Origin of the sequence: Calidifontibacter indicus, assembly GCF_003386865.1 — a bacterium.
Taxonomy (GTDB): domain Bacteria; phylum Actinomycetota; class Actinomycetes; order Actinomycetales; family Dermatophilaceae; genus Yimella; species Yimella indica.
The window spans coordinates 3,033,688-3,055,215 of sequence record NZ_QTUA01000001.1 but is presented as its reverse complement, the minus strand read 5'-3'; the positions used below and the strand labels follow the sequence as shown (position 1 = coordinate 3,055,215).

Annotated in this window: 18 protein-coding genes and 1 tRNA gene; 8 read left to right on the top strand and 11 right to left on the bottom strand. The window is 68.6% G+C overall.

Annotation, left to right across the window (positions count from 1 at the left end):
• Window positions 1-8: 8 nt before the first annotated feature.
• The 7 genes from DFJ65_RS14485 to DFJ65_RS14455 all read right to left on the bottom strand — a co-directional run bounded on the left by DFJ65_RS14485 (window position 9) and on the right by DFJ65_RS14455 (window position 6,466).
• Complete coding sequence (locus tag DFJ65_RS14485) at window positions 9-1,658, bottom strand: solute symporter family protein (protein ID WP_115923628.1); 1,650 nt, start codon at window positions 1,656-1,658, stop codon at window positions 9-11.
• A gap of 2 nt (window positions 1,659-1,660) precedes the next feature.
• Window positions 1,661-1,999 carry a DUF485 domain-containing protein gene (locus DFJ65_RS14480; protein WP_115923627.1) on the bottom strand — a complete coding sequence of 113 codons (339 nt, stop codon included), beginning with the start codon at window positions 1,997-1,999 and terminating at the stop codon, window positions 1,661-1,663.
• A 174-nt stretch (window positions 2,000-2,173) separates the two neighbouring features.
• Window positions 2,174-3,739 (bottom strand): sodium/solute symporter, encoded by a 1,566-nt coding sequence (locus tag DFJ65_RS14475; protein ID WP_115923626.1) that lies wholly within the window; start codon window positions 3,737-3,739, stop codon window positions 2,174-2,176.
• Window positions 3,736-4,149, bottom strand: a complete 414-nt coding sequence (locus DFJ65_RS14470) for a hypothetical protein (protein ID WP_115923625.1) — start codon at window positions 4,147-4,149, stop codon at window positions 3,736-3,738. The genes DFJ65_RS14475 and DFJ65_RS14470 overlap by 4 nt, the downstream gene beginning before the upstream one ends.
• Before the next feature lie 38 nt (window positions 4,150-4,187).
• Complete coding sequence (locus tag DFJ65_RS14465; RefSeq protein ID WP_115923624.1) at window positions 4,188-4,919, bottom strand: LytR/AlgR family response regulator transcription factor; 732 nt, start codon at window positions 4,917-4,919, stop codon at window positions 4,188-4,190.
• A gap of 11 nt (window positions 4,920-4,930) precedes the next feature.
• A complete protein-coding gene (locus DFJ65_RS14460) occupies window positions 4,931-6,109 on the bottom strand; it encodes a sensor histidine kinase (protein WP_115923623.1) in 1,179 nt (392 codons plus the stop codon).
• Between the two features lie 21 nt (window positions 6,110-6,130).
• Window positions 6,131-6,466, bottom strand: coding sequence for a YnfA family protein (locus tag DFJ65_RS14455; RefSeq protein WP_115923622.1), 336 nt, complete (start codon window positions 6,464-6,466; stop codon window positions 6,131-6,133).
• An 82-nt stretch (window positions 6,467-6,548) separates the two neighbouring features.
• Between DFJ65_RS14455 and DFJ65_RS14450 the strand changes: the two genes are divergently transcribed.
• A tRNA-Arg gene (locus DFJ65_RS14450) sits at window positions 6,549-6,620 on the top strand.
• A 127-nt stretch (window positions 6,621-6,747) separates the two neighbouring features.
• On the opposite strand, the gene DFJ65_RS14445 is transcribed toward DFJ65_RS14450, so the two are convergent.
• Window positions 6,748-7,686, bottom strand: coding sequence for a carbon-nitrogen hydrolase family protein (locus DFJ65_RS14445; RefSeq protein WP_115923621.1), 939 nt, complete (start codon window positions 7,684-7,686; stop codon window positions 6,748-6,750).
• A gap of 49 nt (window positions 7,687-7,735) precedes the next feature.
• Here DFJ65_RS14445 and DFJ65_RS14440 point away from each other — a divergent pair, with 49 nt between their 5' ends.
• Window positions 7,736-8,686, top strand: coding sequence for a LysR family transcriptional regulator (locus tag DFJ65_RS14440; RefSeq protein ID WP_115923620.1), 951 nt, complete (start codon window positions 7,736-7,738; stop codon window positions 8,684-8,686).
• 285 nt (window positions 8,687-8,971) lie between these two features.
• Here DFJ65_RS14440 and DFJ65_RS14435 read toward each other — a convergent pair whose 3' ends face one another.
• Complete coding sequence (locus tag DFJ65_RS14435) at window positions 8,972-10,168, bottom strand: IS110 family RNA-guided transposase (protein ID WP_115921497.1); 1,197 nt, start codon at window positions 10,166-10,168, stop codon at window positions 8,972-8,974.
• 250 nt (window positions 10,169-10,418) lie between these two features.
• Here DFJ65_RS14435 and DFJ65_RS14430 point away from each other — a divergent pair, with 250 nt between their 5' ends.
• The 6 genes from DFJ65_RS14430 to rho all read left to right on the top strand — a co-directional run bounded on the left by DFJ65_RS14430 (window position 10,419) and on the right by rho (window position 18,963).
• Window positions 10,419-11,900: an HNH endonuclease gene (locus DFJ65_RS14430; RefSeq protein ID WP_115923619.1), complete on the top strand. Its 1,482-nt coding sequence runs from the start codon at window positions 10,419-10,421 to the stop codon at window positions 11,898-11,900.
• A 216-nt stretch (window positions 11,901-12,116) separates the two neighbouring features.
• Window positions 12,117-13,460, top strand: coding sequence for a diaminopimelate decarboxylase (gene lysA / locus DFJ65_RS14425; RefSeq protein WP_115923618.1), 1,344 nt, complete (start codon window positions 12,117-12,119; stop codon window positions 13,458-13,460).
• Between the two features lie 3 nt (window positions 13,461-13,463).
• Window positions 13,464-14,765: a homoserine dehydrogenase gene (locus DFJ65_RS14420; protein ID WP_115923617.1), complete on the top strand. Its 1,302-nt coding sequence runs from the start codon at window positions 13,464-13,466 to the stop codon at window positions 14,763-14,765.
• Between the two features lie 5 nt (window positions 14,766-14,770).
• Window positions 14,771-15,856, top strand: a complete 1,086-nt coding sequence (gene thrC / locus DFJ65_RS14415; RefSeq protein WP_115923616.1) for a threonine synthase — start codon at window positions 14,771-14,773, stop codon at window positions 15,854-15,856.
• Window positions 15,856-16,779, top strand: coding sequence for a homoserine kinase (gene thrB / locus DFJ65_RS14410; RefSeq protein ID WP_115923615.1), 924 nt, complete (start codon window positions 15,856-15,858; stop codon window positions 16,777-16,779). Before thrC ends, thrB begins: the two co-directional genes overlap by 1 nt.
• 291 nt (window positions 16,780-17,070) lie before the next feature.
• Complete coding sequence (rho, locus tag DFJ65_RS14405; RefSeq protein ID WP_425453032.1) at window positions 17,071-18,963, top strand: transcription termination factor Rho; 1,893 nt, start codon at window positions 17,071-17,073, stop codon at window positions 18,961-18,963.
• 250 nt (window positions 18,964-19,213) lie between these two features.
• On the opposite strand, the gene DFJ65_RS14400 is transcribed toward rho, so the two are convergent.
• Together DFJ65_RS14400 and DFJ65_RS14395 are read right to left on the bottom strand one after the other, a co-directional pair.
• Window positions 19,214-19,462 carry an LLM class flavin-dependent oxidoreductase gene (locus tag DFJ65_RS14400; RefSeq protein WP_170144106.1) on the bottom strand — a complete coding sequence of 83 codons (249 nt, stop codon included), beginning with the start codon at window positions 19,460-19,462 and terminating at the stop codon, window positions 19,214-19,216.
• 84 nt (window positions 19,463-19,546) lie between these two features.
• Entirely contained in the window at window positions 19,547-21,427 is a 1,881-nt protein-coding gene (locus DFJ65_RS14395; RefSeq protein WP_115923612.1) for an N-acetylmuramoyl-L-alanine amidase, read from the bottom strand.
• Between the last annotated feature and the right edge of the window lie 101 nt (window positions 21,428-21,528).

Below are 21,528 nucleotides of genomic sequence, written 5' to 3'. Positions count from 1 at the left end.
CAACCTTTCTAGTGTTCGATCGCCTCGGCAACCCCGTGTCCGGTGAGAGAACGCACCTCCATCTCGGCGTACTTGGCGGCGTTGAACTCCTTGCTCGTGACGCTGCCCAACCAGCCGAGGAAGAACCCGACCGGGATGGAGACGATGCCGGGGTTGTCGAGCGGGAACCAGTGGAAGTCGATGTCCGCCGGCAGCATCGACAGGGTCTTGCCGGTCTTCGGGTCGGCGCCCTTGCCGCTCACCACGGGGCTGAAGATGATCAGACCGACCGCGGTGATCAAGCCGCCGTAGATGCTCCACACCGCGCCGCGGGTGTTGAACCGCTTCCAGAACAGCGAGTAGAGGATCGTCGGCAGGTTGGCGCTCGCGGCGACCGCGAAGGCCAGGGCGACGAGGAACGCGATGTTCTGGTCCTTGGCGAGCATTCCGCCGAGGATCGCGACGACACCACCGACGAGGGCGGCGATGCGCGCCACCTTCACCTCCGACTCCGGCGAGGCCTTGCCGCGCTTGATCACCTGGTTGTAGATGTCGTGCGCGAAGGTGGCACTGGTGGTGATCGTGAGCCCCGCGACCACCGCGAGGATCGTCGCGAACGCGATGCCCGACACGATGCCGAGCAGCGGCGAGCCGCCGAGTTCGAAAGCGAGCAACGGTGCAGCGGCATTCGCTTTGCCGGGCGCGGCGTTGATCTTCTCCGGGCCGACGAGCGCGCCGGCGCCGTAACCGATGACCAGGGTCAGCAGGTAGAACCCGCCGATCAGCCAGATGGCCCACTCGACCGACTTACGCGCCTGCTTGCTCGTGGGCACGGTGTAGAAACGCTGCAGCACGTGCGGCAGGCCCGCGGTGCCGAGTACGAGAGCGAGGGCGAGGGAGACGAAGTCGAGCTTGGTCTCGTCGGTCTTGCCGTACTTCAGACCGGGCGACAGCAGCTTCTCGCCGGCCGTCGGGTTCTCCTTCACCGCGGCGTCGAACAGGTGGCTGATGTTGAAGCCGTACTTGCCGAGCACCCAGAGGGTCATCACGAAGGTGGCGGCGATGAGCAGCACGGCCTTGATCATCTGCACCCAGGTGGTGCCCTTCATGCCGCCGATCATCACGTAGAGCACCATGATCACGCCGACGACGGCGATGACGATGTTCTGGGCGGCGGCGCCGCTGACGCCGAGCAGCAGCGACACCAGGCCACCGGCGCCGGCCATCTGGGCGAGCAGGTAGAAGAACGAGACGCACAATGCCGACGTGGCGGCGGCAAGACGCACCGGACGCTGCTTGAGGCGGTACGACAGCACGTCCGCCATCGTGAACCGGCCGGTGTTGCGCATGAGTTCGGCGACGAGCAGCAGTGCGACGAGCCACGCGACGAGGAATCCGATGGAGTACAGGAAGCCGTCGTAGCCCTGCAGTGCGATGGCGCCGGCGATGCCGAGGAACGACGCGGCCGACAGGTAGTCGCCGGCGATGGCGAGGCCGTTCTGCTTGCCGGAGAACGCGGCGCCACCGGTGTACATCTGCCCGGCGGTCTTGTTGCCCGCGGCCACCTTGATGACGATGGTGAGCGTCACCAGCACGAAGACCGCGAAGATCGCGATGTTGAGGGTGGCGTTGCCGACGGTGCTGCCGGCAGCGGCGAGGGACTGGATGGATCGCGTCATGGTCAGTGGTCCTTGCCGGTGCTGAGGGCGGCGCCGATCGCGTCGGCCTTCGGGTCGAACTCGCGGCTCGCCCACCGCGCGTACCAGAAGGTGATCGCGAAGGTGGTGACGAACTGGCCGAGCCCCATGAGGATGCCGATGTTGATGTTGCCGAGGACCTTGGTGCCCATGAAGTCGGGCGCGTAGATCGACAGCAGCACGAACAGGAAGTACCAGGCCAGGAAGAACGCCGTGACCGGGAAGACGAACCCGCGGAACTTGCGACGAAGCTCGGCGAACTCGGGGGACTGCTGGACCGCGATGTAGCGGTCATCGACCTGTGGAGCAGGGTCGTTGCTCACCAAGCCACCTCCTTGTGGACGACACACGGAGGTCCCGTGTGATCGGCCTCACATATTTCGGCATCCGCGGGGTGCGCGGCGACCGGTTCGGACGGCGGTGCGCCGGATGGCGGTGACGCCTCGGCGTGCGGGCGCGGCCGACGCGACGAACGGTCGGCCACGCGCGGTGAGCGGTCAGTGACCGGTGGCGCGTCCCTCGCGCTCGCTCTCGGCTCTCGGGTCTGCATTCAGGTCGCCGAGCGCGACCGCCTCGAGCACGTGCAGCCGGGTGAGGGTGCGCGCGGTCGAGGCGGGAATGCTGCCTGGGGTCATGAGCGACACGACGACCATCACGAACACGGCAAGCGGGGTCGCCCATGCCGCGGGATCCACCAGCAACTGCCGGACGGTGCCCGACACGAGGTCGGGTCGGGCGAGCATGGTCGCTGCCGAGATCGACGTGCCGAGACCGCCCACCAACACCCCGGCCAGGGCGCCCTTGCGCGACAGCCCGCGCCACCAGACGCCGAGCAGCAACAGCGGCGCGAAGGTGGCCGAGGCGATCGCGAAGGCGTAGCCGACGACGAGCGAGATGCCGAAGGTGCCGCCGAGCACTGCCACCGCGAACGGCACCAGGGTCGCCACCAGCACCGCCGCCCGGAACGACCGGCTCGGTTGCAGGCTCGGCCGCCACCGCCGCTGCAGCGGGCGGGCGATGTCTTGGTCGAGCACCCCGGACACCGCCATGAGCAGGCCGGACGACGTCGACAGGAATGCCGCGAACGCGCCGGCCGCGAGCATGGCGCCGAGGGCCTGCGCGACACCGGTCGAGACCACCGATTCGGGCAGGCGCAACACCATCGTGTCCCGCTCACCTGCGGTGCCCGGTGACAGGTAGACCCGCCCGAGCCAGCCGTACGCCGGCGGCCACACGTAGAACGCGCCGAGCAGCGCGAGCACCGCGACCGTCGTCCGGCGGGCCTCGCGGCCGGTGGGATTGGTGTAGAAGCGTACGACGACGTGCGGCAGCCCCATGCTGCCGAGGCACAACGCCAGCAGCACCGAGTAGGTGCCGTAGAGGCTGCCGTCGTTTCCGGTCGAGGTCAGGGGGTCCCACCAGGTGCTGTCGGCGACCGCCGCCGGTCGGCCGTCGCGAAACCACACGGCGAGCATGACGAACGCGGGCACCACCAGCGCGGTCAACTTCAGCCAGTACTGCACCGCCTGCACCAAGGTGATCGAGCGCATTCCGGCGAGGGCGACGTTGAACGCCACGAGCGCCGCGACGACGACCGTGCCGACCGATTGCGGCCATCCGGTGACATGGCGCAGCACGAGCCCGGCGCCCTGGAGTTGGGGGATCAGGTAGAGCCAGCCGATGCCGATGACGAACACCGAGCAGACGGTGCGGGCGATGCGGCTGTCGAGGCGCAGTTCGGCGAAGTCGGGCAGCGTGTAGGCGCCGCTGCGGCGCAGGGGAGCGGCGACCAGCACGAGCAACACCAGGTAACCCACGGTGTAGCCGACCGGCAGCCAGAGGGTGTCGAGGCCGCGGTCGTACATCAGTGCCGCGACGCCGGGGAAGCTTGCGGCCGAGAGGTATTCGCCGCCGATGGCGCTGGCATTGCGCCACGGGGTGACGGTGCGACCGGCCACGTAGAAGTCGCTGGTGCCGCGGGTGAAGCGCAGCCCGAGCAGGCCGATCGCCGAGGTGGTCACGCACACCAGCGCAATCGCGGCGAGGGCCCACCCCGAGGTCATCGACCGGGTCCTTCGCCGCGGGTGACGACCGCCGTGAACTCTGCCTCGAGTCGTTCGGAGGCCCGCACGTACTGCCGGGCCATCAGCACCGCCGTCGGATACACGACCAACCCGAGCACCAGCCACGCGAACGGCACGCCGAACACGCTCGCGCGCCGGGTGGCCGGCACGAGGTGGAACAGCAAGGGCAGGCCGCCCAGGCTGAACACCCCGACGAGGATGACCCGCAGCGCCAGTCGCAGCTGGGCGCGCATCAGCCCGCCGACGTACACCTCGCCGAGCTCGGTCTGGTTGCGGATGTCGTCGCGCAGGCTGTGCTCGGACGGGCGGATCGTGGGGCGGCGCGAGCTGGTGATGCGCACCCGCTGCGGGCCCTCCGGCGGCTGCGTCGGCTGCGTCGGCTGGGTCATCGCGCTGTCATCCCTGCGTCACCCCTCGCCCGGCTGCGTCACTGGTCGCCGTCACCGCCTTGCAACAGATGCTTGCGCAGTTCGCGGGTGTGGCGCCGGCTCACCTGCAACGGGGTGCCGTCGACGGTGACCGTGCACCGTCCGTCGTCCATGTGCAGCTCGCTGACGAACCTCGTGCAAACCAGCGTCGACCGGTGGATGCGCACGAATCCGGCTGCGGCCCAACGCTCCTCGAGGGTGTTCAGTGGGACGCGGATGAGGTGTGTGCCGTCGGGGGTGTGGAGTTCGGCGTAGTCGCCCATCGCCTGCACGAAGCGCACGTCCGACCGGTTGACGAAGCGGGTGACACCGCCGCGGTCGACCGGGATGCGTTCGTCGTCCGGGGTGGCCGGCGGCGTGCTGCTGCCCACGCAACGGGTGACAGCGAGGGCAAGGCGCTCGGGACGCACCGGCTTCATCACGTAGTCGACGACGTCGATCTCGAACGCGTCGACCGCGTACTCGTCGTAGGCGGTCACCAGCACGACCTGTGGGCGCTCGGGCAGGCGGGCGATCACCCGGGCGAGCTGCATGCCGCCGAGGCCCGGCATGTTGATGTCGCTGAAGACGACGTCGATCGGGGTGGAGTGCAGCAGGTCGAGGGCTTCGCCGCCGCTGGCCGCCTGGTGGATCGTGGCGATCCACTCGTCCTGTTCGAGCAGCCAGGCCATCTCAGAGCGCGCGGGAGTCTCGTCGTCGACGACGAGGACGGACAGTGGCACCGGTGACACGACGTCAGACTTTAAGCGTCCGGGGCGAACTTCGGCACCCGGAAGGTCACCTTCATTCCGGCGCCGGATGCGGTTTCGACAACCAGGCCGTGTTCGTCGCCGTACGTCTGGCGCAGTCGGGCGTCGACATTGCCGAGACCCACCGAGTCGGTTCGGGTCTCGCCGTCGAGCACCTGCTGGATGCGTTCGGGATCGCTGCCGACACCGTCGTCCTCGACGCTGATCTCCGCCTCGGCGCCGACGTCGCGAGCGGTGAGCACGACCGTGCCGGTGCCGGCCTTCGGCGCCAGGCCGTGCCGCACCGCGTTCTCGACCAGCGGCTGGATCGCGAGGTAGGGCACGCGGGTCGGCAACGCCTCCGGTGCCACCTTCATCTGCAGCTGCAGCCGCTCGCCGAACCTCGCCTGCTCGAGCACGAGATAGCGCTCCACATTGCGCAGTTCCTCGGCAACGGTCGTCGAGGCGCCGCCCTGCCGCAGGGCGTAACGGGTGAAGTCGGCGAACTCCAGCAGCAATTCGCGGGCACGGTCGGGGTCGGTGCGCACGAACGACGCGATCGCACCGAGGCTGTTGTAGATGAAGTGCGGACTGATCTGCGCCCGCAAGGCGCGCAACTCCGCCTCCATCGCCCGGGTGCGGTCGGCCGACAGGTCGGCGAGCTCGACCTGGGTGGCAATCCAGCCGGCAACCTCCTCGGTGGCTCGGCTGAGGCCGGCGCTCGGGTGTTCGCCGAGAGCGACCAGTTGCCCGACAATGCTGTCTCGAACCCGAATTGGTGCCAGCACCGCCGAACGCACCTGGCAGTCGGGGTCGTTGCACTCGAGCGTGTTGACGACGGCGACCTTGCCGTCGCCGAGGTGCTCGACCGCGGCATCGTGCACCTGGTCGCGGTGATGGTCGCCGACGCCGTCCCAGGCCAGGATGCGTCGGCGTCCGGTGAGGGCGAGCGCAGGGGTGGCGAGCAGTTCGCGCAGGTGGGGCAGGGCGCGTTCGGCGCCGCTCTCGTCGAGACCGCCGCTGAGGTGTCGACCGGCCAGCGAGGCGGTGTGCAGCGTCTCGTAGGTGGCGCGGTCGCGCTCGCTGACGAACCCCTGCTGCAGGTTGCGGCGCCGCAGCACCTGCCACAGCAGCAGCACCACGAGTGCCGCTCCGACCGCGAGCACGATCGTCACCTGCTCCTGGCTGCTCATGGTTCGAAGGGTAGGAGCAGGTCAGGCGCCGCGGGGGGCGTACATGATCACGGCCACGCCGATCAGGCAGACGAGCGCGCCGATGAGGTCGTAGCGGTCGGGGCGGAAGCGGTCGACCACGACCGCCCACAGCAGCGAACCGGCCACGAAGACACCGCCGTACGCCGCGAGGATGCGACCGAAGTTGGCGTCGGGCTGCAAGGTGGCGACGAACCCGTAAACGCCCAATGCGATCACGCCGGCGCCCGCCCACAGCCAGCCGCGCTGCTCACGCACCGCTTGCCAGACCAGCCATGCGCCACCGATCTCGCACAACGCAGCGACGGCGAACAGTAGGAGCGACTTCACGACGGTCATGCGGGGGAGTCTGGCAGAGGGGGACGAAGAGGTCGGCCGATGCGGGGAATCGCCGACTCTGCTGATAAGGTCAACCGCTGTTGCCCCCTTAGCTCAGGGGATAGAGCACCGCCCTCCGGAGGCGGGAGCGCAGGTTCGAATCCTGCAGGGGGCGCACAGGGACGAAGGCCGCAGATTCCGCGTGGATCCGCGGCCTTCTTCGTCCGTCGGTGTCGGCGGGCGGGCGGCGGAGCAACCCATATGCACGCTGACGAGCGTGTACTGCGGCGGGAGGGCCGCACTCAGGTCAGGCGGGCGGTCTCGTCGGTGGTGAGCGTGAAGATGTCGGGTCGCGCATAGTGACCGACGGGGTCGAAGTCGAACCTGGCGCGGGTGAGGTCATCGAGGTCGAGTTCGGCGGACAAGATTCCCTCCGCACCGCGCAGCGGTCCGGCCAGCACCTCGCCCAGCGGCGAAACGATCACCGATCCGCCGTCGATCAAGACGGTCTCCGGGCTGTTGCCTTGCACCGGGATGACGTCGTCCGGGTAGTTGGCGCGGGTCTGGAACTGTGCGGCGCTCACGACGAAACAGCGTCCTTCGAGCGCGATGTGGCGCATCGTCGAGAGCCAGACCTCGCGGTCGTCGACGGTCGGCGCGCACCAGATGTCGACGTCCTTGGCGTACATCGACGCTCGGAACAGCGGCATGTAGTTCTCCCAGCAGATGGCAGCGCCGAAACGTACGTCGCCGGTGTCGATCACCGGCATCGTCGACCCGTCGCCCTGGCCCCACAGGTAGCGCTCGCCGGCGGTCGGCATGAGCTTGCGGTGCAACCCGATGTAGCCCTGCGGGCCGAAGTGGAGCGCGACACAGTAGAGCGTTCCGTGGCGGCGCTCGATCGCGCCGACGACGGCGTGGCAGCTCAGCTCCCGGGTGAGGTCGCCGATCGCGGTGACCTCTTCGCCCGGCACCTCGAGCGCCGCATCGGCGTAGCGGCGGAAGAGATCTCGCCCTTCGGGGGTGCGGCTGCCGACCGTGATGCCGAAGTCGAGGCCCTTCGGATACCCGCCCAGGAAGCCCTCGGGCAGCACGATCAGTTCGGCGCCGAGTTCGGTGTGCGCCCGGGTGATGAGGGAGATGGCCTTATCCAGCGCGGCGGCGCGGTCGAAGAGCGGGGCGGCCGCCTGCACGGCGGCGACCGTGATCGAGGTCTTGTTCGAGGATTCGGGGGCGGTCATGTGGCAACGGTAGGGAGCCCCGCGCACATAGGGCAAAGTCATCTTCGTGATGTCGAATATCGACCGCGGTGATATCAGCTCGGCCGACCTCAATCTGCTCGTGGTCTTCGATGCGGTCATGCGAGAGGGGAGCATCAGCGCTGCCGCGCAGGTGCTGCACCGCAGCCAGCCGGCGGTGAGTGCCTCGGTGGCGCGGTTGCGGCGCCAGTTCGGTGACGAGTTGTTCGTCCGCACCCGCACCGGGGTCCGTCCGACACCCGTGGCGATCGAGGTGTACCGCTGGGTGTCGCCCGGCCTGGATTACCTGCGGCGGGCGGTGCTGGGCGAGGCGTCGTTCGACCCCGAGCGCGACCGACGCGACTTCGTGGTGGGCATGTCGGACGACGTCGAGGCTGCGTTGCTGCCCCACGTGTTGGATCGGACGCGTGAGTTCGCGGGGGTGCGGGTGCTGTCGCGTCCCGCCTCCAGTGCCACCGCCGTCGAGATGATCGACGTCGGGGAGATCGAACTCGCGGTCGGTGCGGCGACGGTGACCGACGCACACCATCGCACCCGGCGGCTGTTCGCAAGCGGCCACTCGTGCATCTTCAACCCGCGCCTGCTGCCGCTGCCGAGTGAGCTGTCGCTGGAGGAGTACCTCGATGCGCCGCACCTGCTCATCTCGTTCGACGGTCGCCGGGGAGTCGTCGACGACGTGCTCGACGGGATGGCGCGCACCCGCACCGTCGTCGGATCGACCGCGCAGTTTGCCAGTGCCGCAATCCAATCGGCCACGCTGCCGGTGCTCTGCACGATGCCGACCCATGCGGCGCTGCGGTTCGCTGCGGCGCTCGACCTGACCGTGTGCGAGCCGCCGATCCCGTTGCCGCACTACGACATCAACCTGATCTGGCATGCGGCCGCGGGTGCCGACCCTGCACACGAGTGGTTTCGTGAGGTGGTTGTCGATGCGGTCGATCGCTTCGTGTCGGGAGGCGACTCTCCTGCTGCTCGCGGCTGAGGAACGATCGCAGGCCATTGCTTCATCCGCCCGAGGAACGTGATCGGCGTCCACGCCCGATTGCTGGCGAGCGTGAGGAGCAGGCTCATCCACAGCCGTCTCGGCGAGCCTGTGTTTGTCTGTGGATGAATCGACTCAACGAGGGGGCTGTGGATACCGACGGGTATCGAATTCTTCTGTGTTTCAGTCGAATTCGTGGTGCTAAGTCTTGTTTCAGGGTTCGAACGGGTGTACGGTTGAGGTATTCCGCATGGCACACCTGGGGAGGTGTCCCTATGGTCTTCGTCAAGCGGCGGCTGGGGTTTTCTGTTGGTAGAGGGTTCCGTCGCGAAGCATCGCGTACAGCACGTCGCAGCGTCGTCGGGCGAGGCAGATGAGGGCGGCGTTGTGCTTCTTGCCTTGGCCGCGTTTGCGGTCGTAGTAGGCCCGCGAGGTCGGGTCGTGCAGTGCGGCGAACGCGGCGAGGAACATCGCTCGTTTGAGGTGCTTGTTGCCGCCTCGGGCGGGGTGCTCACCGCGGATCGAGGTGCCGGATCGGCGGGTGACGGGTGCGAGGCCGGCGTACGCGGCGAGGTGGCCGGAGGTGGGGAAGCTCGAACCGTCGCCGACTTCGAGCAGGATCCGTGCGCCGGTCCTGACGCCGATGCCGGGCATCGAGGTCAGGACCGCGGCAAGAGGGTGGGCATCGAGCATGTCCTCCAGTTGGGTTCCCAGCTCGTCCCGGTCGTGCAGCAGGCGCGCCAGTCCGGTCGCGAGTTTGGGCAGGACCAGCTCGGCGGCTCGGGTGCCAGGGACGGTGACGGTCTGCTCGGTGAGCGCTGTCTGGATGTCGTCGACGAGGCGTTGGTAGGAGCGGGGCGCGCGGGGTTTGGCGACGGCGAGCAGACGTCGCCGGCCGGCCGCGCGCAGGCCGGTCGGGCCACCGAAGCGGGTCAGGAGTTCGAGGACTGCCGGGTGTTGGATGCGTGGGCCGAGGACACGTTCGAGGGCTGGGTTCACTTGTGTCAGAAGGCCTCTGATCCGGTTTGCTTGCGCGGTGACCTGCCCGGCCAGGTCGTCATCGAAGCCGACGATGACTTCCAGGTCGGCCAGGGTGTCGTCGCCGACATCAACCCGTCGCAGGGCGTGCGGCATCGACCGGGCAGCTTCGGCGATGACGTACGCGTCCCTTGCGTCGGTCTTGGCGTTGCCGGGGTGCAGGTCGGCGATACGGCGCATCGCCAGCCCGGGCAGATAGGCCACATCGATACCCATGGCTCGGGCGACCGCGACGGGCAGCGCGCCGATCGTTGCGGGTTGATCGACCACGACCAGCAGGCGACCGTGCGTGCCGAGTTCGGTCAGCAGGCCACGCAGCGACGACTCGTCTTGGGGCAACGGTTTGTCGTGCAGCCGTGTGCCATCGACGTTCAGCGCGCAGGCGTGGTGCGCCTGTTTGCCGACATCGAGCCCGATGTACACCGCGTAGTCAGGTCGGGACATGGTCCCCTCCTCGTGCGTCCGAGCGGCTGGTCACCAGATCAGGCGCAGGAAGCCGACATCCACGTTACGAAGAGACCTACCCAGGCGTTCGGGCGGCCCGGTCCCTATCAGCGGTCCACCAGCGCCACCAGCACCCGGTGACAACACCTCCCGGATCATGCAAGCGACAGGGGTGATCAGTCATGCCGGGGCCGGCGACCAGGGGCCTTGCTTCAAGGCCCATCAAAGACGGTAACGGGTGAATCCGGACATGACCGCAGAAGATTTCCAACCGTCATTGGAGTACGCGCACGACTCGTACCCGGGTGAAGCCGCTGCTTGTGCCGCCGCGGTCGCCGCCGTTCTTCCGATGATCCAGCGTCTGTCCCAGCTGACCGGCAACCTCACCGACGTCGAGTTGACCACGGTCGGGCGATCCTTGGCGCTCGTCCAACAACAGTCCGAAGCAGGACTCGTCGCGGTGACCAGTGACGCCATCGACCGAGGAACTGTGTACCGGTCCACCGCTGCGGACGCGACCCAATGGGTGCGCCGGTTGTCCACCGGTGAGAGTGCGGACGCGTTGCTCGGGGCCGAGTCCTTGTCCGTGGCCGGGCCCTTGGTGCCACTGGAGGAACCCACCAGCCCACCAGCCGCCGACGACTCTGACGCCTCACCCACGGACGACGAGCTGCGGCGGTCGGGTTTGGAACCGTCGCACGCGTCCCGGATCGCGAAGCTCGCCGAAGCAGCCCGCTCCCCGTTGAACCACGCATTGACCGACGCGGTCACCTCCGGGCAGGTGAACACCACCATCGGGAAAACCTGCCTGGACACCATCGACAAGATCAAAGCGGTGCTGCCGAAAGCGAGCCGGGACGAAATCTACGGCTGGCTCCTCACGTTGGGCCCCGGCGCCGGCGCGAAAACCGTGCGGGAACTGACCAAGCGGATCCTGGCCCAGTACAGCGAAGAAGTGCTCGACGAGAACGAAGACGCCCTCCAGAAAGTCGAATCGTTGTCCTGGTCGGATTTGCCGGGTGGGATGGTCCGATTCACCGCCGACCTGTCACCCGACCACGCCGAAGCCCTCATCCACGGCGTCCAATCACTCGCGGCACCGTCCCCGAAATCAGCCTGTTGCGACGACCCGCACCACCGACACACCCCCGACCAAGACGGCAACTCCCAGAAAACCGGGGAACCCGACCCCCGCACCCCCGGCAAACGCCGCGCCGATGCGTTCCTGCTCCTCCTCGGCCTGGGTGCCGCCGCCGTCGACAACGATCCAGAGGTCACACACCGCGGCTCCGCGACCCTCGTGGTCACGATCGACTTCCTCGTCCTCGCCGGACTGCTCGCCGGACTCGGCGTCACCGACACCGGCACCGGCGTCACCCCCGACACCGTCCGGCAACTCGCCTGCGACGCAGACATCCTGCCGATGGTCCTCGGATCCAAGAACCAACCCTTGAACGTCGGACGAAAACGAAGACTCGTCGACAACGAACTACGACGCGCGGTCATCCACCGCGACAAACACTGCACCCACGCCGGCTGCGACCGACCACCCGTCATGTGCGAAGTCCACCACCTCATCCCCTGGCACCTGGGTGGCGAAACATCCCTCACCAACAGCGCCCTCCTGTGCGACACCCACCACCGCATCGCCCACCGCGACCACCTCACCGGCACCGCCACCGACACCAGCGTCACCTGGCACTACCAAGCCACCAGCACCCACGCCGTCTGACCCACAGCTGAACAAGCACCGTGAAGGCAACAGCCGGCTCCAGTGAAAGATCACTGTTGCTATGGCAGCAGCAACCTTTCACTGGAGCCGCTCACAACCTGGCAACCCGCAACCGTGACTCCACGAGCGGATACGCGGCGCGGGCGGCACGTCGGTGAGGTCCACTCCCTGAGTACAGGCGCATCGGGGGTGGACCGGTCGGTAGCGTTGCCGCCGATGGACGCGACTTCAGCCCAGACCCCCGTCTTCTCGCGCAACACGACGCGCACGGCCGACGGTGCGATCGCCGTCGCCGGACGCGATGTGCGTGACCTCGCCGCCGAATTCGGTACGCCGGCCTATCTTGTCGACGTCGACGACGCGCGGCGACGTGCGCGCGAGTACCGCGCCGAGTTCGCTCGGGCGTTCGAGGCGATCGGCACGCACTGCGACGTCTTCTATGCCGGCAAGGCCTTCTTGTCCGTGGCGATGGCGAAGCTGGTGCTGGAGGAGGGCCTTCACCTCGACGTCTGCACCGGTGGCGAGCTCGCGGTGGCGCAGCGGGCGGGTGTGCCCGGTGAGGCCATTGGAATGCACGGCAACAACAAGTCGGTGGCCGAGATCGACGCCGCCATCGCCGCCGGGGTCGGACGCATCGTCGTCGACTCCTTCGAGGAGATCGACCGGGTCGCCGACGCGGCCGCCCGTGCCGGGGTGCGGGCCAAGGTGATGCTGCGGGTCAAGACCGGCGTCGAGGCACACACGCACGAGTTCATCGCCACCGCCCACGAGGACCAGAAGTTCGGCTTCAGCCTCGACGGTCAGGTGAGCGACGCCGTCCGCCGGGTGCTGGCCCGTGACGAATTGGAGTTGCTGGGCTTCCACTCCCACATCGGGTCGCAGATCTTCGAGTCCGACGGTTTCGCGGTCGCGGCCGAGCGTCTGATCGGCCTGCAGCTCGAGGTCGCTCAGGAGCACGGCGTCGACCTGCCCGAGCTCGACCTCGGCGGCGGGTTCGGCATCGCCTACCTGCCCGACGACGTGCCGCTCGCGCCCGCCGACATGGCCGACCAGTTGGCTGCCATCGTCCAAAAGGCCTGCGCCGCGGCCGGAACGGCGATTCCACGCATCTCCATCGAACCCGGGCGTTCGATCATCGGGCCGGCCGGCATGACGCTCTACACAGTGGGCACCGTCAAGCCGGTCGTCGTCGACGACGACCTCACCCGCACCTACGTAGCGGTCGACGGGGGCATGAGCGACAACCCGCGTCCGGTGCTCTACGACGCCGACTACCACTGCGAGATCGCCGGCCGCGACGGGGAGTCGACCGCGCTCAGCCGCGTCGTCGGCAAGCACTGCGAGTCGGGTGACATCGTGGTGCGCGACGTGCTTCTGCCCGCCGATGTGCAGGCGGGCGACCTCGTGCTGGTTGCGGCCACGGGCGCCTACTGCCGGTCGCTGGCGAGCACCTACAACCACGTGCCGCGGCCCCCGGTCATCGCGGTCGACGAGGCGGGTGCGCGCCCGTGGTTGCGGCGCGAGACCATTGAGGACCTGTTGTTGCTGGAGAGTGAGTAGGAAATGTCGGAGTCGGTGCGGATCGCGCTGCTCGGTTGTGGAGTCGTCGGCGGCGCTGTCGCCCGGCGGCTGACCCAGGCGAAGGACGAGTTCGAGGCGCGCGTCGGGCGTCGATTGGAGATCGTCGGGGTCGCGGTGCGTGACACCTCGAAGGACCGCTCGGACACCGGGTTGGACGCCTCGTTGTTCACCACCGACGCCGAGGAACTCGTCACCCGGGCCGACCTGGTGATCGAGCTCATGGGCGGCATTGACCCGTCGAAGTCGTTGCTGCAGAAGGCAATTGAGTCGGGTGCCAGCGTCGTCACGGCCAACAAGGCACTGCTCGGCCAGCATGGCGCCGAGCTCTACGAACTCGCCGAGGAGCACGGCGCCGACCTCTACTACGAGGCAGCCGTCGCCGGCGCGATCCCGCTGATCCGGCCGCTGCGCGAGTCGCTCGCGGGCGACAGCGTGCAGCGGGTGATGGGCATCGTCAACGGCACCACCAACTTCATCCTCGACAAGATGGACCGCACCGGAGCCGATCTGGCCGACGTGCTCGCCGAGGCGCAGGAGTTGGGCTACGCCGAGGCCGACCCGACCGCCGACGTCGAGGGGCACGACGCCCAGGCGAAGGCTGCGATCCTCGCCTCGCTCGCCTTCCACACCCGGGTCCGCACCTCCGACGTCGCGGTCGAGGGCATCATGTCGGTCACCGCCGACGACATCCGTGCCGCCCGCCGGATCGGTTGTGTCATCAAGCTGCTCGCGATCGCCGAGCTGGTCGACAAGGACGGCGGTCAGGCCGTGAGCGTGCGGGTGCACCCCACGCTCATCACCCGCAGCCACCCGCTCGGCTCCGTGCGCGACGCCTTCAACGCGGTCTTCGTCGAGACCGAACTCGCCGGCGAGCTGATGTTCTACGGACGCGGCGCCGGCGGCGACCCGACCGCCTCGGCCGTGCTCGGCGACGTCGTGCAGGCGGCCCGGCACAAGGTGCACGGCGGACGCGGTCCCGGCGAGTCGGCGTACGCCAACCTGCCGATCGAGGGAGTGGGTGCGGCGAAGACGGCCTACTTCATCCGGATGGACGTGCAGGACAAGCCCGGTGTGCTCGCCGCCATTGCGAAAACCATTGGCGAGCAAGGGGTTTCGATTGAATCGATGCGGCAGAGCGTGCGCCGGTCGCAGGACGGTCTGGCCACCTTGCACATCATCACGCACCGATCGAGCGAGGCCGACCTCGCCGCGGTGGTCGAACAGCTGAAGGCAGCGGACGAGGTCGACAAGGTCTTCTCGGTGCTGCGGGTCGAAGGGGAGTAGGACGAATGGCACACCAGTGGCGCGGGGTCATCCGCGAATACGCCGACCGGCTGCCGATGCTGGGGGGCGCGCCCGTCGTGACCCTCGGCGAGGGCGGCACGCCGCTCATCCACGCGGAGGGGCTCAGCGAGCTCACCGGCGCGGACGTCTGGGTGAAGTTCGAGGGCATGAACCCGACCGGGTCGTTCAAGGACCGCGGCATGACCACCGCGATCTCGATGGCCGCGAAGGCCGGCGCGAAGGCCGTCGTGTGCGCCTCGACCGGCAACACCAGCGCCTCCGCGGCCGCGTACGCGACCAAGGCCGGGATGACCTGTGCCGTGCTCGTGCCGGACGGCAAGATCGCGATGGGCAAGCTGTCGCAGGCGATCGCCCACGGCGCGACCCTGCTGCAGGTCGACGGCAACTTCGACGACTGTCTCGGGCTGGCCCGCAAGCTCGGTGAGGCCTACCCGGTCGAACTCGTGAATTCGGTCAACCCCGCGCGTATCGAGGGGCAGAAGACCGCGGCGTTCGAGGTCATCGACGTGCTCGGTGACGCGCCCGACATCCACGTGCTTCCCGTCGGCAACGCCGGCAACATCACGGCCTACTGGAAGGGCTACAGCGAGGCCGTCGACGCCGCCCACGGCACCCCGATCGCCACCCGCCGTCCGGCGATGTGGGGATTCCAGGCCGAGGGCGCGGCCCCGATCGTGCGCGGTTACCCGGTCGACGACCCCGAGACCGTTGCCACTGCGATCCGCATCGGCAACCCGGCGTCGTGGAAGCAGGCCGAGGCGGCGCGCGACGAGTCGGGCGGTGTCATCGACATGGTCAGCGACCCCCAGATTCTTGCCGCGCACCGACTACTGTCGACCACCGAGAGCGTGTTCGTCGAGCCGGGCTCGGCCGCCAGCATCGCCGGCCTGCTGAAGATGCACGAAGCCGGTCGCATCCCGGCCGGCGCGAAGATCGTGTGCACGGTCACCGGGCACGGGCTGAAGGACCCGCAGTGGGCACTGAAGACCGCTGACGGCGACGATGTGCAGCCCACCCGGGTCGGGATCGACGTCGTCGGCGTCGCTCGCGCGCTCGGCCTCGAATCCTGATGCAGCACAAGCGCATCGCGCCCGGGCAGTGCGTTCGGGTCGAGGTGCCGGCGAGCTCGGCGAACCTCGGTCCCGGCTTCGACTCGCTGGGTCTCGGCATCGAGTTGCGTGACGTGCTCGAGGTCGAAGTGACCGGCGACGGCCTGGTGATCGAGGTCGAGGGCGCCGGGGCGGGGGAGGTGCCGACCGATGAACGGCACCTCGTCTACCGCTCGATGCGCACCTACTGGGAGCGGGTCGGGGCGACCCCGCCGAACGGCCTGAAACTGTTGTGCCGCAACGTGATTCCTCACTCTCGAGGCCTGGGTTCGTCGGCGTCCGCCATCGTCGCCGGAGTGAGCGCGGCCGCGGGGCTCCTGGGCCCGTTAGGCGATGAGGCGCGTGCCCTGGTCAACGACGTGGCGAGCGCGTTGGAGGGGCACCCCGACAACGCCTCGGCCAGCGTCTACGGCGGCTTCACCGCCTCCTGGTTCGACGAGCGTGACCAGGCCTGGCGCACCGTCCACCCGGGCCTGCACCCCGACGTCAATGTCGCGGTGCTCGTGCCCGACTTCACCCTCGCGACCGACAAGGCTAGGGCGGCGTTGCCCGCCGCCGTGCCGTTGGCCGACGCGGCCCGCAATGCGGGGCGCACCGCGCTGTTGGTGCACGCGATGACCAGCGACCCGACGAAGTTGCTGCCGGCCACCGCGGATTGGCTGCATCAGGAGAACCGGCGGGGGGCCTACCCGCAGAGCATGGCCGTGGTCGACGACCTGCGTGGTCGTGGCATCGCGGCGTTCGTCTCCGGCGCGGGGCCGACGGTGCTGGCCGTCGGCACCGCGACCGAACTCGATGCGGTCGGGGTTCCCGGACCGGGCTGGCAGGTGCTGCGTCCGGGCATCGCTCTCGACGGGGTGCGGGTCGTTTCGCACAATCGCTGAGCGTGCGTGTAGATTGGGTCACGCACCAAGAGAGGTACCGGATCTCCGGCACGCCCCGGGTGCAATCACTCTCGCTGTTCGCGACATCGATTCTTGATGCGCGGGCGAGTTCGGAAGAATATGCCTCGCTCGAGGCTCAACCCCGATCGATCGTCAGATCGAGATGACGAGGGGGAAGGAACCTTCGTGACTGAAACAACCGAGTCCCGCACGCCGGCATCGGCCGAGTCGGGCTCCCGAGGATCCCTGGGTTCGCTCAAGCTGGACGAGTTGAAGCGACTCGCCGGCTCGATGGGCATCAGCGGCACCTCCAAGATGCGCAAGAGCGACCTGTTGGCCGCCATCCAGAACCGCGGCGACACCGTCCGCCCGCCGGCCGCGCGCAGCAACACCGCCGACAAGTCCGTCGACAAGGGCGTCGACGCCCCGGCGCAGGATGCGCCGAAGGCTGAGCGCGCGCCGAAGGCCGCGGCGGCCGAGAGCGATGCTCCGAGCCGGGCGAGGGCCGAGAGCGCACCGGTCGAGGGCGCCAAGGCTGACTCCGGCCACGCCGACTCCGGCCACGCCGAGAGCGCCGAGCAGTCCGGTCGTCCGAACCGCGAGTCGGTTCCGGCCCGCGACGAGCGCGACGGGGGACGAGACGGGGGGCAGGAGCCGGCTGACAAGCAGGACGGCGCCCACGACAAGCAGGACGACCGGGGTGAGCGATCCGAGCGCCGCGACCGTGGTCGCCAGAACAACCAGAACCGCCAGGGTGGGCAGGGGAACCAGCAGGGCGACCGCCAGCAGGGCGGCCAGGGGAACCAGAACAATCAGGGTGGCAACCGCCGCAACCAGAACCAAGCCGGGCAGCAGAACCAGAACAACCAGGGTGGCCAGCAGGGCAACCAGGGTGGTCAGGGTGGCGGCAACCGCGACGACTGGGACGAGGGTGGCCGCGGCAACCGTCGTCGCCAGCGCGGCCGTGACCGCAAGCGTGGCCGTAACCGCGCCGAGGAGTTCGGCGACGTCGACACCCAAGTGCGCGAGGATGACGTGTTGGTGCCGGTGGCCGGCATCCTCGACGTGCTCGACAACTACGCGTTCGTGCGCACCAGCGGCTACCTGCCGGGCCCGAACGACGTTTATGTGCCGCTCGGCATCGTGAAGAAGAACAACATGCGCAAGGGCGACGCCGTCACTGGTGCCGTGCGTGCGCTGCGCGAGGGTGAGCAGCTGCCCGCCCGCCAGAAGTTCAACGCGCTGGTGCGTCTCGACACGATCAACGGGATGACCCCGGAGCAGGCCGGCAAGCGCGTCGAATTCGGCAAGCTCGTGCCGCTGTACCCGCAGGAGCGCCTGCGCCTGGAAACCGCGCAGAACCAGCTCACCACTCGCATCATCGACCTCGTCGCACCGATCGGTAAGGGCCAGCGTGGTCTGATCGTCGCCCCGGCGAAGGCCGGTAAGACGATGGTGATGCAGGCGGTCGCGAACGCGATCACCACCAACAACCCCGAGTGCCACCTGATGGTCGTCCTGGTCGACGAGCGTCCGGAAGAAGTCACCGACATGCAGCGCGCGGTGAAGGGTGAGGTCATCGCCTCCACCTTCGACCGCCCGGCCGACGACCACACCACGGTTGCCGAACTCTCGATCGAGCGCGCCAAGCGTCTGGTCGAGATGGGTCACGACGTCGTCGTGCTGCTCGACTCAATCACCAAGCTCGGCCGTGCCTACAACCTGGCGGCCCCGGCGTCCGGACGCATCATGTCCGGTGGTGTCGACTCCGCGGCTCTCTACCCGCCGAAGAAGTTCTTCGGTGCGGCCCGCAACATCGAGGACGGCGGTTCGCTGACCATCCTCGCGACGGCGCTGGTCGAGACCGGTTCGAGGATGGACGAGGTCATCTTCGAGGAGTTCAAGGGCACCGGCAACATGGAGCTCAAGCTCGACCGTCAGCTGGCCAACCGCCGTATTTTCCCGGCGGTCGACATCAACAACTCCGGCACGCGCCGCGAGGAGATCCTCCTCGGCCAGGACGAACTGAAGATCATGTGGAAATTGCGTCGTGTGCTCGCCGCACTCGACCAGCAGCAGGGCATCGAGTTGCTGCTCGACCGGTTGAAGAAGACCAAGAGCAACGTCGAGTTCCTCATGCAGGTGCAGCAGACCTCGTCCATCAAGCTGGATGACGAAGACTGACCCGCTCGCAGGCTAAAACCCCGCAAACGCTGCGGTTGCCGCCAAACACTGCTGTTGCAACAGCAGTGAGTGGCGAGTAACGCAGCGTTTGCGGGGTTTTTGTCAGTTGCGGGGTGGGCCGGCGGCGACGCGGCGGGTGATCTCGGCGACGCCCTGCGGGTGTGGACGTTGGGCAGTCGGCGGGGGACCGTCCGGTTCGATTCCGGCGGTGATGTCGATCGTGAAGTGCTCGCCGTCATGTCGGAACGGCTCACCGGTGCACAGCATCGCAAACAGTTCGAGACCCTCGTCGACCCGTGCGGCCCTCGCCGGGCTCGAAGGCCAGCCCGTTGGAGTTGGGTTCGCCCAACCCGACACCCATCGTCACGCGTCCGCTGGACAGCCGGTCGACGGAGCCGACGAGCGACGCGAGATCCCACGGTTTGTACCGGGCGACCGGCGTGATCACCGTGCCCAGCCGGACGGTGGACGTCACCATGGCCGCGGCCGCGAGTTGCACCCAGGCGTCCTGGCGCCACACTCGACCGACAGGCGAGCCCCGGCCGCGGAGCGCATTGTCTCCATGGCCGGGGCCACGACCCGGCTACTCGATCACGACGTCCGCGGCCTGCACGAACGCGACCCTGTGGCCGAGGTTGACCTGGTAGTACTTCGTGCGGCCGACGGTGTTGATGTGGTCGCCCGGGGTGTCGAGCGAGAAGGTCTTCGCCCGGTAGTAGTCCGCGGGCACGTCGTCGTCCGACAGCACGTACGACTGGCCGGCCTTCATCGTGTAGATCAGCGGTGAGATCGGTTGCACGTCAGCAGGATCGGCGTACGCGGACGCTTCCGGGTAGGCCGTCCCGTAGACCGGTGCGGTTGCCGCCTTGGGGGTGACGGTGCGTCGGCCACGCACCACCCGGGCGGTCGGCGAGTGGGTCGGGTTGTGGAACCACCCGATCTCGCCGAGGTACCAGACCGCCGTCCAATCGCCCTGCACCTGCGCCACGACATACTCGGTGCCGGCCGTCGCGCGGGCGCCGATGTCCGACACCTTTGTCGTCGACGGGCCGGCCTTGAGGCCCGGGTCGGCGACCAACGGTGCGGACGCGTCCGGTGCCGTGCGCAAGGGCACGAAGTTGGTGCCGTGGTCGCCGGGCTCGACGCAGGTGCCGTCGCATCCTTCGACGGTCTGCACATTGCCGTCGAAACCGGGCAGGATGCGCACGACCTCACCGGCGGTCGGCCGCCGACCGATGGTGCCCTGGCTGAGCGGTGCACCCATCAGGGTGAAGTAGCGCTCCCAGTCCCAGAACGGGCCCGGGTCCCAGTGCATGCCCTTGATGCTTGCGGTCTTTGCGCCGGGCACCTGGTCGTGGCCGATGATGTGTGCGCGGTCCATCGGGATGCCGTAGGTGGTGCACAGGTGCCGGGTCAGCCGCGCGCTGCGTCGGTACATCGCCTCGGAGTACCAGCGATAGCCCTGGGCGGCGTAGCCCTCGTGCTCGAGGCCGACCGAGTGCATGTTGAGGTACCAGTTGCCGGCGTGCCAGCCGACGTCCTTGGTCTGCAGGTGCTGGGCGATGTGGCCGTCGGACGCGCGGATGGTGTAGTTCCACGCGAGGTAGGTCGGGTCGGTGACCAGTTGCAGGCCGAGCTCGTAGCTGCACTCGGTGTCGTGGATGACGACGTGGGTCAGTTGGGGCGAGCGCGGGCGGAACGCCAGGTCGTGGTTGCCGTAGTCGCCCGGGTCGGGCCCGTACTGCTCGTACGGGGCCGGCACCCATTCGACGCCGAGTCCGGCCGGCGCGTCGATCGGTCCGGACGGCTTCTTGGCGGCTGCGCCGCGCGCCGTCACCTTCGCCCGGCCGGCGGGTGTGCCGACCCGCTGCGGTGCGACGGTGAAGGTGGTGTTGCCGTCGCGCACGGTCATGCCCTGGCGCAGGTCGGTGAGTAGGTCGTCGGCGAACTGCGTCTGGGCGCTGACCTCTGCCAGGCCGCTCGCGGTCGCCGCGGCTTCGTACCACTGCGCCGGGTCGGTCTCGGCGCCCACGGGCGCACCGGTCTCGCGCTGGATCGCGGCGATGAGGGCGGCGGTGCCGCGCACGTTCGCCGCCGGGTCGGTCTTCAACGTCTCGGCCGCGATGCCGGACGCCGCGGCGGCCCGGGACAGCGTGTCGACCGCCGATGCGGGCGACTTGCCCTCCGCCGCGCGCTGCGCGGCCACGGCGGCACCATCGATGAGGTGCATCGGGCCGTAACCGAGGCTCCGGCTGGGGTGGCCACCGTGGTCGACCCAGCGGGTCTGGCCGTAGCTGAACGCGGCGAGCAGTTTTGCCGGAACAGCGAATTCGGCGGCTGCGTCGCGGAAGACCGAGGCCTGGTCGACGGCGAGCGCGGTGGGCATCGCGACGGCGGCGGCGCCACCGGCGAGTGCGGTGACCAGGAACGAGCGGCGGGACAGACTTGGATGGGACGAGGGCATGCTGACTCCTTGAGGACGGGAGCCCAACGGTTGCAGCACATTGTTCAAGAGGGGGCAAAGGCGGCGCAAAGAGTGGGCGGAATAACGTCGGACCTGTCGTC